We start from the raw sequence: 10,748 nt of genomic DNA, 5'->3' as shown, positions 1-10,748 counted from the left end.
CTTCCGTTTACGATTGTCTCGGAACCATTTGATGTATCTAAGCTTGTAAGAACATATGGGTTACCTGTCGTTCCCGCACCTGTCACCGTTACGGTTGCGCTTCCGTTAACGATTGTCTCGGAACCGTCCCCCGCGGTTGCGGTAAGGACATAAGGGTCGCCTGCTGTACCTGTTCCTGCAACGCCTACCGTAGGACTTCCGTTTACGATTGTCTCGGAACCATTTGATGTATCTAAGCTTGTAAGAACATATGGGTTACCTGCCGTTCCCGCACCTGAAACGGTTACGGTTGCACTTCCGTTTACGATTGTCTCGGAACCATTTGATGTATCTAAGCTTGTGAGAACATATGGGTTACCTGTCGTTCCCGCACCTGTCACCGTTACGGTTGCACTACCGTTAACGATTGTCTCTGACCCGTCAGCTGCAGTTGCGGTAAGGACATAGGGATCTCCTGCTGTACCTGTTCCAGCTACGCCCACTGTAGGACTTCCGTTTACCACGGTCTCGGAACCATTTGATGTATCCAAACTCGTGAGAACATAGGGGTTACCTGCCGTTCCCGTACCTGTCACCGTTACTGTTGCACTTCCGTTAACGATTGTCTCTGACCCGTCACTCGCGGTTGCTGTAAGGACATATGGGTCGCCTGCCGTACCAGTTCCTGCTACGCCCACCGTAGGACTTCCGTTAACAATTGTTTCGGAACCATCTATATTAGCTAATTCGGTGTCTGTGGCAAAAGTTAAATCCAAATCTATAGGTAGTGGAACATTTGCACCCTCAGATATATTTAATTCAGTACCGATTAGGGAAAAATTAGTTATAAGTTCATCGTTAGGATTTGCTGTGCCACCTGTAGAAATACCATCAATTTCCAATTGTAGTTCTTCAAGTGCTAATTGAACTTGATTGCTGGTAGTATTTCCAGTTGGGTTAAATGTTATATCTTCTGCATTGTTGCCAATTCCAACTACATTTATTATATAAGGGTCTACATTTGAACCTTCACCAGTAATGGTAATGTTGGTTCCAGGGTTGACGATTGTCTCGGTACCATCTGCCACTGCTCCATCAGCGGCATTTATAATGTAGGGGTCTGCATTTGAACCTTCACCAGTAATGGTAATGTTCGTTCCAGGGTTGACGATTGTCTCGGTACCATCTGCCACTGCTCCATCAGCGGCATTTATGATATAGGGTGTTGCCGTAGTTCCATTTCCAGTAATGGTAATATTATTTCCAGGATTTACTATTGTTTCGGACCCATTTGGTATAACGGCATTAGGTGTGTTTATGATATAGGGTGTTGCCGTAGTTCCATTTCCAGTAATGGTAATATTATTTCCAGGATTTACTATTGTTTCGGACCCATTTGGTATAACGGCATTAGGTGTGTTTATGATATAGGGTGTTGCCGTAGTTCCATTTCCAGTAATAGTAATGTTATTGCCTGCATTTACTTTTGTTTCAGAACCATTTGGAATTGGTAATATTATACTGTTTCCATCAGATATCTCTAAATTGTTACCTGTTAATCTTAAGGTTTGTTCATCGGTATTATCCAAATAGGTGGTAAGGTCAATGTCAGGGCCACCTTCTTCTAGGGATAAGATATTTTCGTCAATAGTCAATTGTTGATCATCAGAACCTATTAAACCACTTAAATCTACCGAGGCTCCTACGGGAGTCGCCGATTGGCTGATACTTAAGGTATTGGTTAATTTGGTGAAGGTTAAGTCTACAAGTTCATTGGTGTCATCGGTATCTTGATCATCAACAATATGATCTGCAATTAATGCCGTATTATTTGAAATATTCAATTGTATGCCATCGGTAATTTGCAACGGACTGGCAGGTGTACCACTTCCGGTAATGGTTATTTCGTCTCCTATTGCACCCATAAGGTCGCCGGCATCTCCCCACTTAACTATTCCATTTTCATCGGTAACTAATACTTGGCCCGGTATAAAGTTGGCCATATCGGTCGGTGCGATACTACCATCTCGTATCTCATCTGAACCCACTGCGTTCTGACGTATTTCACTAGAACCCACAGATTCTGCAGCTAGTTTTTCTTGGGTGATACTATTGTCTTGTATATCGTCTGGCCCAATACCACCATCTACTATATTATCGCCAAGTATACCGTTTTTAGCAATCTCTAAATTATAACCACCTTCAGTTTGGGTAATTTCAATAGTAGCTCTATTGTTAACTATAGGGTCGTTGGTTATGGTGAAATTAACTGCATCGCAAAGGTTCACCCATTGTGTGCCATCGTAGTAATTGATACACTCGGTGTCTGTATTATAAACGATACCACCCCTTTGCGGAATTATTGCTTCCATTTCTAGAGTACTGACTCGTGTAATCACCAACACTTTTGAAGTGCTTTCTAATTCAAGTACAGATGCAGGGTCAATATTTTGGGGATTATCACCTATTTTTATCTGCCCAAATACGGTTGGTATTGTGAGCATTGTAAGTAAAATAAAGAATATTATGGCTTTCATACTAAGCGTTTTATAACCTTAAAATGGTGGGAAACAAAAATAGTATTATCTTCTAATCTAGCTTTATTTATAAGTTAAATAGTATGCTAATTGGTTAAAGAACAAGAAACTTCGTTGAAAGGATGCGGAATTTTAGCAAAAAAGCACTTGATTTATGTGTCAATCTAAGTTAAAGATTGATTTAAGAAATTAACAAAAGTTTATTGAAGCGTTTTTTTTTATCATGTTAACATATCTTTACTTTATATTCTGAATACTTTGATTAAAAAGGTGTTCTTATCTCAAAATAAAATAATGGCCAAAAAATTACTCTTATTAATAGTATTGTTTACAACAGTAGCCGGTTTTTCGCAAGATGATGAAAGACGACTTTTAATGGGTTCTGTTATCTATATGAATGTTGCCGTACCTAATGAAAATGTGATAAACTCCACCTCTGAAAGGGCAACTATTACCAACGACCAAGGGCATTTTAAAATTAACGTGAAGGTGGGTGATCAGTTGGTATTTACCGCGGTTAACTATAATATAAAAGTGGTTACCATAACCGAAGAAATTTTGGCCAATAATCGTTTAGTTGTTGAGGTAAATGAAAAGGTGACCGAGTTAGATGAAGTGGTAATTACACCAGATCAACAAGAGCGTTTTTTAAAGTTGAAGAATGAAGAGTTTAAAACCTATGAATACGAAATTGATCGTAGTACAGAAGTAGAGAACATTTCATTATCTCAATCGGAAAGAGGAATGCAAGATGGTTTGAATTTCGTTAATATTTTCAGGGCTATTTTCAAGTCTCAGAACGAATCAGATGAACCCGGACCTAAATTAAAGGTAAGTGATGTACTGAGACAGGTATATGATGATTCATTTTTTGTAGTTGATTTGGCAATACCTCAAGATAGAATAGATGAGTTCTTAATATACTGCGATACAAGAATGCCTGCGCAATCTTTACTTAAGAAAGAAAATGAGTTTCAACTCATTGATGCCTTGGTTACTAACAGTAAATCGTTTCTGAAGGGGGTAGATGAGGAGTAGTCTCCTAATTTTACTTTTATTATTTAGCGTTGCAGTTGTAGCTCAAATTGGTGAACCTAGAAATTTAGAAGGTAGAGTATATAGCGCTGATGGCGATGTAGCTGCTACACATGTTTTAAATTTAACGACAAAGCGAGCGACCATTACCGATGTAAATGGGTTTTTTACCATTGCCGTTCATATATTGGATACCTTAGAATTTTCTGCAATTCAATACAAAAAGAAAATTGTAATTGTATCAACTTCTATTTTAGAAAGTAAGTTGGTATCCATTGGTTTAGAAGAGGCTTTAACCGAGTTAGACGAAGTTACGGTAACACCTTATAACCTTAGTGGTGACCTTATAAAAGATTTAGCTACTTTAGAATTAGACCCAATTGTTACGGCTTCTACTTTGGGCCTGCCGAATGCTTATGTAAAAATACCCACAAAGGCAGAACGAGAACTTACCGTTGCAACAGCCAACCCAATTATGGGTTTCGACCCTTTAATAAATGCTATTACCGGTCGAACTAAAATGTTGAAGCAGCGGGTAGAAAGAAATAAACTATATGATAGAACAGAGCGTATTCGTGATTTTTATGAAGATAGTGTATACCAAAATGATTTAGGTATACCGCTAGATAAAATTGATGATTTTCTGTATTTCTGTGAAGTAGACCCTAAATTTCAAGAAATAGTTGATACTCATGACCAGATTAAAATTTGGGATTATTTTCTTCAGAAGAGTGTTATTTATAGAAAAAACAATTCGTTAGATTAACATCTATTTTTGGCATATGCTTTGTAGTGATGTATTAAAACAACACCATATGAAATTTTTTAGAAAAGCTTTGATAATATTAATAATGCCGCTATTTGCTTTTTCCGGGGCACATAAGTTCTATATCAGTGTCACCAACGTTGATTATTCTGAAAAGGACCAATCGGTGCAGATAATTACCCGAATTTTTATTGATGATATGAATGCTGTATTAAAAGAGCGCTACGGTATACCTTCAAAGTTAGGAACCGATAGTGAGTCAGCTGTCGATAGAGAGTATTTAGAGAAATACATTCGCACTAAATTTTTGGTAGAAATTAATGGTGAAACAGTCAAGTACGAATTTATAGGTAAAAAATATGATACCGATATGGTTATTTACTATTTAGAGGTGCCAGATGTTCCACTAAAGAATTTGAAGCAAATCGGTATTCAAAATGAAGTGCTAACCGATATTTATGATGATCAACAAAATGTGGTTCATTTTAATATTAATGGGAAGAAAAAAAGCCATGTATTGGTAAAATCACATACTAAAGGAATGTTAAATTTGTAACATATATTAAGAAATCTCTTTAAAAACTTTAAATTTCGCACACTAAATAAATAGATGATGATAAGAATAAAGTACGCGTTTGCCTCTGTCTTATTTCTTTTTGTAGCAGTTGGTTTTGCTCAAGAAGTAGTGACCAAAGAAAAAGAACCAGGGCATAATAACCAAAGTAAGTTTAAGCAACTTTATGAAGAATTTGCTACTCCTAATACCTATAGGTCGGCATCTGGCGCACCAGGGCCAGATTACTACCAACAACAGGCAGACTATGTGATGGACATTCGCTTAGATGATAAGGACGCCAAAATTTTTGGACAAGAAACGGTTACCTATACTAATAACTCTCCTGATCACTTAGAATATTTGTGGTTACAGTTAGATCAGAATATAAGGACAAAGGATTCAAAAGCTTTATCGAAAAATGGAAGTACTGTAAAACAATCAGAAGATACTGAAGATTTTGTAAAGAAGTATATCACCGAATCTTTTGATGGGGGATTTAATATAGATTACGTAAAGGATGCTTCTGGTAAAGCATTGCCATTTACCATTAATTTCACTATGATGCGTGTCGATTTGCCTACTCCGCTTAAAAGTGGCGAAAAATATTCTTTTGATATAAAGTGGAATTACAATATTCCTGATCATACCGTAGATAGAGCTAGGTCTGGATATGAGTATTTTAAGGAAGATGGAAATAGAGCTTATGTGATTGCTCAGTTTTTTCCAAGAATGGCAGTTTATAGCGATGTAGAAGGCTGGCAGAATCATCAATTTTGGGGCAATGGAGAGTTTGCGCTCCCATTCGGAAACTATGAAGTGAATATCACTGTGCCAGCAGATCACGTATTAGATGGTACCGGTGTACTTCAAAACAGAAAAGAAGTATACTCAAAAGAAATGATGAGTCGTTATGAATTAGCTAAAAAGTCATACGACAAACCAGTAATAATTGTTACCCAAGGGGAAGCGGAAGCGGCTGAAAAAGGATTCTCCAACAAAACGAAAACTTGGAAGCTAAAAGCTGAAAATGTTCGTGATTTCGGTTTTGCTACTTCCAGAAAATTCATTTGGGATATGCAAGCCGTGAAATTAGGAGGTAAAGATATTATGGCAGTTTCCATGTATCCTAAAGAAGGTAACCCACTATGGGAAGAGTATTCAACTAAGGCTGTAGCACATACCTTAAAATCGTATTCATCTCATACGTTCGATTATCCTTATCCAAAAGCAATTTCTGTACATGCTAAAAATCAAGGGATGGAATATCCAATGATTTGTTGGAATTATGGTAGACCAAACGAAGATGGTAGCTATTCTGATAGAACTAAATTCGGAATGATCAGTGTAATTATTCACGAAGTAGGCCATAACTTTTTTCCCATGATAGTAAACTCTGACGAACGCCAATGGGGTTGGATGGATGAAGGTTTAGATACATTTATGCAGTACATGGCAGAACAGGAATTCGGAGAATTGTATCCTGAGGCAATAGCGCCAAATGGCAAATACCCTTCTAGAAGAGGTGATCCTGCGAAGATCGTACCCTACATGAGCGGAGATCAAAGTACGATTTCACCAATTATGTCAAATCCTGAGAATGTATTCCAGTTAGGACCAAATGCATACGGCAAACCGGCAACTGCACTGAATATTTTAAGGGAGACGGTAATGGGCCGTGAGGTTTTTGATCATGCCTTTAAGACCTATTCGCGCCGTTGGATGTTTAAGCACCCTACACCGGAAGATTTCTTTAGAACAATGGAAGATGCTTCTGCAGTTGATTTAGATTGGTATTGGAGAGGATGGTTCTATACGACCGATTTTGTTGACATGGGGGTGAAGAACATTAAAAAGTATCAGGTAGCAAAAAAACCTGTTACTGGTGATTTGATGTCGAAAGTATTTTTGGTGTCTTCTGACAGTGAAAGCTACGATCCTGCTTTAGATGGGATAAATCCTTCTGAAACTTCCAAAACCTTAAAAGAATATATGATGGACAATATGACCGAAGCTGAACGAGCTGCGGTTAAAGAGCCAAAATATTTCTATGAGATAACGTATAATAGTCCAGGTGGTTTGCCAATGCCATTGATCGTAGAATATACCTATGCAGATGGTTCGGTAAAAAATATAACATATCCACCTGAGATTTGGAGAAAAAATTCTAAAGAGGTAATGATGGTTATTTCATCTCCTACAGAACTTACAAATGTTGTAATTGACCCTAAAATGGAAACTGCCGATATTGATATTACGAACAATAGCTGGCCAAAGAAAGAGCAGGAGAACGAATTTGATAAAATGAAAGAGGAAATTAAAGGAAAATAATTCTTTAAATTATTTCTTAAAAAGCCCTGTAGTTATACAGGGCTTTTTTAATTTCGATACTAAACTTGTTTATATTTGTAGTATGATTGCTATGTATTCGTTATTTATTAGTGGCGCAGAAATTTTCTTCATTATGTTTATCGTAGTGATGGTTTTTGGTGCCGACAAAATTCCTGGTATTGCCAAGGGGTTGGGTAAGGGTATGCGCCAATTGAAGGATGCGACCGAAGACATTAAACAAGAAATTCAAAAGAGTGCTGACAAGCAAGGTATTGATACAAGTTTCGTAAAGGATATCAAGAAAGATATTGATGACATGAAGCGTGATATTGATTCTGGTTTAGCTAAAGATGTTAAGAAACAAATTAGCGATGTAGGCAAGAATATCACTGACGTAACTGGCAGCATAAAGAGAAAGTAATCTATTATGCTCGATAAGATTTTACAATGGGATCGAGAGACCTTTGTCTATCTTAACAGTCTTGGTATTGAGGAGTATGATTTATTTTGGTCTACGGTCACCAAGTTTCCACCTTGGATACCTCTTTTTGCACTTATTATTTCCCTTTTTTTCATTAAATTTTCGAAACGCGAAGCATTATTCATGATTTTGACCCTTTTGGCTATGGTCTTTTTCGTGAGCACATTCACAGATTTGACCAAGAACGTGGTAGCACGTTTGAGGCCAAACAACGATGAAGAATTAAATACCCTAATTCGTATTTTAAGGAGTCCGTCTGGGTTCAGTTTCTTTTCAGGGCACGCATCGTCATCCTTCTCTGTAGTTACTTTTGTAGTATTGTTTCTAAGGCATAAATTCAAATGGGTATACCTATTTTATATATGGCCCATTTTATTTGCCATGAGTAGAATTTACGTAGGGGTGCATTTTCCGGTAGATGTAATAGTAGGTGCCTTGGTAGGAATATTTTCTGCTTGGTTGTTCTGTAAGTTATATGGCTTACTTATTTCACCCTACTTAAAGTCAAACCATCACGTATAGGCAATAGTACGGTTTCTAAAAGTGGATGTTCACTTAGTTTTTTATTGTAATCTAATAATACCTTTGTAGCGGTATCTTTTGGGTCTAAGGGTTCGATAACTTTGCCAGACCACAAGACATTATCAGAGAGAATGATTGTGCCCGATTTTGTTCTAGGTAAAACTTTTTCAAGATACTTATCATACTGTTTTTTTTCTGCATCAATAAACACAAGGTCGAAAGTTATGTCAAGTTTAGGTATAATATCTAAGGCATTACCCACATGTTGGATTATTTGATTTCCATAATCACTACGGTCAAAGAATGTGCGTTGAATTTGTTTTAATTCAGCATTTATATCGATTGTATGTAATTCTCCTTCTTTACGTAATCCTTCGGCAAGGCATAATGCCGAATAGCCGGTGTAAGTGCCTATTTCTAGAATATAAGTAGGATTGATGATTTTAGATAACAAGCTGAGAACACGCCCTTGAAAATGGCCTGTCAGCATTCGTGGTTGAATCACTTTTAAATGCGTCTCGCGTGTAAGGTCTTGTAATATCTTAGGTTCTTCTTGCGAATTATCTGCCAAATAGCTCTCTAAAAGTGGCGATATAAAATGCATACGTTTCTTTTTGCAAAAATAGGGTTTTAAGCCTTAATTTAAGGCCTTCTTTAAAAGTGCAATATGAGCAATGAAATTAAAATAAGAGAAGCTGTAAAGAATGATTTACCGGTGCTTTTACAATTTGAGCAACAAGTTGTCAAAGCGGAGCGGCCTTTCGACCCAACGATAAAGAATAGCAATGTAAGTTATTATGATTTAGAAGCATTGATTTTGAATCCGCGTGCTATAGTTTTGGTAGCCTGTGAAGAGGAAAAAATTGTAGCTTCGGGGTATGCCGTAGAAAAACCTGCTCGGCCATATCTTGATCATAAGACATATGCCTATTTAGGGTTTATGTATACCGAACCAGCATATAGAGGACAAGGTATCAATGGTAAAATTGTTACAAGTTTGCAAGAATGGGCAAGTTCTGTTGGTTTAACAGAAATAAGGTTACATGTCTATAGCGAGAATGAGCCAGCTATTCGTGCCTATGAAAAAGTTGGGTTCAAAAAACACATGATAGAAATGCGACTGCGTACTAAATCGTAGCAAGCAATTATTCATTCGGGCACGTTAGATTATAGGCTTATGATTACTTTTATATAAAATTGGTTATGGAATTTAAAAATACACTCGAGTTTGCACAATTGTTAGATGCTCAAGACAACTTAAGAAGCTATAGAGATGAATTTATTTTCCCTAAAATAAACGGGAAAGAGGTGATATATTTTACCGGTAATTCTTTAGGTCTTCAACCAAAAAGAACAAAAGGTTTTGTTGATGAGGTTTTGAAAGATTGGGCAGAACTGGCAGTAGAAGGTCATTTTTATGCTGAAAAACCTTGGTGGGATTATCATGAGCGCCTAGCCGAACCATTGGCGAAGGTTGTGGGAGCATTACCGGAGGAAGTTTCAGTGATGAATACCTTAACGGTAAACCTACATTTATTGATGGTGTCTTTCTACAGACCAACAGCTACTCGATTTAAAATTTTATGTGAGGAGAAAGCTTTTCCTAGTGATCAATATATGTTTCAGAGTCAAGTACGCTTTCATGGTTTAGACCCAGGTGAAACAATTGTTGAAATTAAAAAGCGGGATGGTGAACATCATTGGAGAACGGAAGATATTATTCAGAAAATAGAGGAGTTAGGAGATGGATTGGCACTAGTTTTAATAGGTGGTGTTAATTATTATAATGGCCAAGTGATGGATATGGAAGCTATTACCAAAGCTGGGAAAGCAGTAGGGGCAAATGTAGGCTGGGACTTGGCTCATGCAGTGGGTAATGTAGAATTGAAATTACACGATTGGGATGCCGATTTTGCATCATGGTGTAGTTACAAGTATATGAATAGCGGCCCTGGTAACGCATCGGGTGTTTTTGTAAACAAAAGACATCTGAATAAAAAAGACATTCAACGATTCGAAGGGTGGTGGGGAACAAAAAAAGAAACTCGATTTTTGATGAAACCTGAATTTGAGCCCATGGAAAATGCCGATGCATGGCAAATAAGTAATGTTCCTATACTGTCTGTTGCGCCTTATTTGGCATCGTTGACCATGTTTGAGGAAGTTGGAATGGACAAATTGATTGAAAAGAGAAATAAAATTGTCGCCTATTTAGAATTTATTCTGAATGAAATTGATAAAGAGGTCGATAGTACTTTTGAAATTATAACCCCAAAAGATAGAGGTTGTCAATTATCTGTCTTTTTACACGGACAAGGAAAATCGTTGTTCAATTATTTGATGGAGAACGGAGTAGTTACCGATTGGCGCGAACCTAATGTTATACGATTGGCACCTGCGCCTTTTTATTCTTCATTTGAAGATATGTATCGTTTCGGGCAAATTTTAAAAGCAGGAGTACTGGCAAATTAAATTCATTTAATTTTTTTAACCAACAACCAACAACCAACAACCAACAACCAACAACCAACAACCAACAACCAA

At 37.2% G+C, this 10,748-nt stretch carries 9 protein-coding genes and 1 pseudogene; 8 read left to right on the top strand and 2 right to left on the bottom strand.

Annotated elements, in window-relative coordinates:
• A pseudogene (locus AACZ41_RS17870) lies at positions 1 to 2,516 on the bottom strand (hypothetical protein); the annotation flags it as partial.
• A gap of 294 nt (positions 2,517 to 2,810) precedes the next feature.
• Between AACZ41_RS17870 and AACZ41_RS17865 the strand changes: the two are divergent.
• The 6 genes from AACZ41_RS17865 (at position 2,811) to AACZ41_RS17840 (ending at position 8,204) form a co-directional block, all read left to right on the top strand.
• The gene (locus AACZ41_RS17865; RefSeq protein ID WP_339629962.1) at positions 2,811 to 3,554 is read left to right on the top strand and encodes a hypothetical protein; all 744 of its coding nucleotides are present in this window, start codon (positions 2,811 to 2,813) and stop codon (positions 3,552 to 3,554) included.
• Positions 3,544 to 4,317 (top strand): hypothetical protein, encoded by a 774-nt coding sequence (locus tag AACZ41_RS17860; RefSeq protein ID WP_339629961.1) that lies wholly within the window; start codon positions 3,544 to 3,546, stop codon positions 4,315 to 4,317. Before AACZ41_RS17865 ends, AACZ41_RS17860 begins: the two co-directional genes overlap by 11 nt.
• A gap of 49 nt (positions 4,318 to 4,366) precedes the next feature.
• The gene (locus AACZ41_RS17855; protein WP_339629960.1) at positions 4,367 to 4,873 is read left to right on the top strand and encodes a DUF6702 family protein; all 507 of its coding nucleotides are present in this window, start codon (positions 4,367 to 4,369) and stop codon (positions 4,871 to 4,873) included.
• A 57-nt stretch (positions 4,874 to 4,930) separates the two neighbouring features.
• The gene (locus tag AACZ41_RS17850) at positions 4,931 to 7,201 is read left to right on the top strand and encodes a M1 family metallopeptidase (RefSeq protein WP_339629963.1); all 2,271 of its coding nucleotides are present in this window, start codon (positions 4,931 to 4,933) and stop codon (positions 7,199 to 7,201) included.
• A gap of 91 nt (positions 7,202 to 7,292) precedes the next feature.
• Positions 7,293 to 7,622, top strand: a complete 330-nt coding sequence (locus AACZ41_RS17845; RefSeq protein WP_339629959.1) for a twin-arginine translocase TatA/TatE family subunit — start codon at positions 7,293 to 7,295, stop codon at positions 7,620 to 7,622.
• Between the two features lie 6 nt (positions 7,623 to 7,628).
• On the top strand, positions 7,629 to 8,204 hold the full coding sequence (locus AACZ41_RS17840) for a phosphatase PAP2 family protein (RefSeq protein ID WP_339629958.1): 576 nt from the start codon (positions 7,629 to 7,631) through the stop codon (positions 8,202 to 8,204).
• On the opposite strand, the gene AACZ41_RS17835 is transcribed toward AACZ41_RS17840, so the two are convergent.
• Positions 8,167 to 8,808: an O-methyltransferase gene (locus AACZ41_RS17835; RefSeq protein WP_339629957.1), complete on the bottom strand. Its 642-nt coding sequence runs from the start codon at positions 8,806 to 8,808 to the stop codon at positions 8,167 to 8,169. The two genes, AACZ41_RS17840 and AACZ41_RS17835, sit on opposite strands and share 38 nt — an antisense overlap.
• Positions 8,809 to 8,871: 63 nt before the next feature.
• Between AACZ41_RS17835 and AACZ41_RS17830 the strand changes: the two genes are divergently transcribed.
• Positions 8,872 to 9,342 carry a GNAT family N-acetyltransferase gene (locus AACZ41_RS17830; protein ID WP_339629956.1) on the top strand — a complete coding sequence of 157 codons (471 nt, stop codon included), beginning with the start codon at positions 8,872 to 8,874 and terminating at the stop codon, positions 9,340 to 9,342.
• A gap of 65 nt (positions 9,343 to 9,407) precedes the next feature.
• Entirely contained in the window at positions 9,408 to 10,676 is a 1,269-nt protein-coding gene (kynU, locus tag AACZ41_RS17825; RefSeq protein ID WP_339629955.1) for a kynureninase, read from the top strand.
• Positions 10,677 to 10,748 lie beyond the last annotated feature (72 nt).

The organism is uncultured Maribacter sp. (assembly GCF_963974015.1).
Classification (GTDB): Bacteria; Bacteroidota; Bacteroidia; order Flavobacteriales; family Flavobacteriaceae; genus Maribacter.
Note: the sequence above shows the minus strand (reverse complement) of the source record. Positions and strands in the feature narration are given on the sequence as shown.

Bases quoted from the DNA above. Each gene is read 5' to 3' on its own strand.
- AACZ41_RS17865 (WP_339629962.1), top strand. From the start codon at position 2,811: ATGGCCAAAAAATTACTCTTATTAATAGTATTGTTTACAACAGTAGCC.
- AACZ41_RS17860 (WP_339629961.1), top strand. From the start codon at position 3,544: ATGAGGAGTAGTCTCCTAATTTTACTTTTATTATTTAGCGTTGCAGTT.
- AACZ41_RS17855 (WP_339629960.1), top strand. From the start codon at position 4,367: ATGAAATTTTTTAGAAAAGCTTTGATAATATTAATAATGCCGCTATTT.
- AACZ41_RS17850 (WP_339629963.1), top strand. From the start codon at position 4,931: ATGATAAGAATAAAGTACGCGTTTGCCTCTGTCTTATTTCTTTTTGTA.
- AACZ41_RS17845 (WP_339629959.1), top strand. From the start codon at position 7,293: ATGTATTCGTTATTTATTAGTGGCGCAGAAATTTTCTTCATTATGTTT.
- AACZ41_RS17840 (WP_339629958.1), top strand. From the start codon at position 7,629: ATGCTCGATAAGATTTTACAATGGGATCGAGAGACCTTTGTCTATCTT.
- AACZ41_RS17835 (WP_339629957.1), bottom strand. From the start codon at position 8,808: ATGCATTTTATATCGCCACTTTTAGAGAGCTATTTGGCAGATAATTCG.
- AACZ41_RS17830 (WP_339629956.1), top strand. From the start codon at position 8,872: ATGAGCAATGAAATTAAAATAAGAGAAGCTGTAAAGAATGATTTACCG.
- kynU (WP_339629955.1), top strand. From the start codon at position 9,408: ATGGAATTTAAAAATACACTCGAGTTTGCACAATTGTTAGATGCTCAA.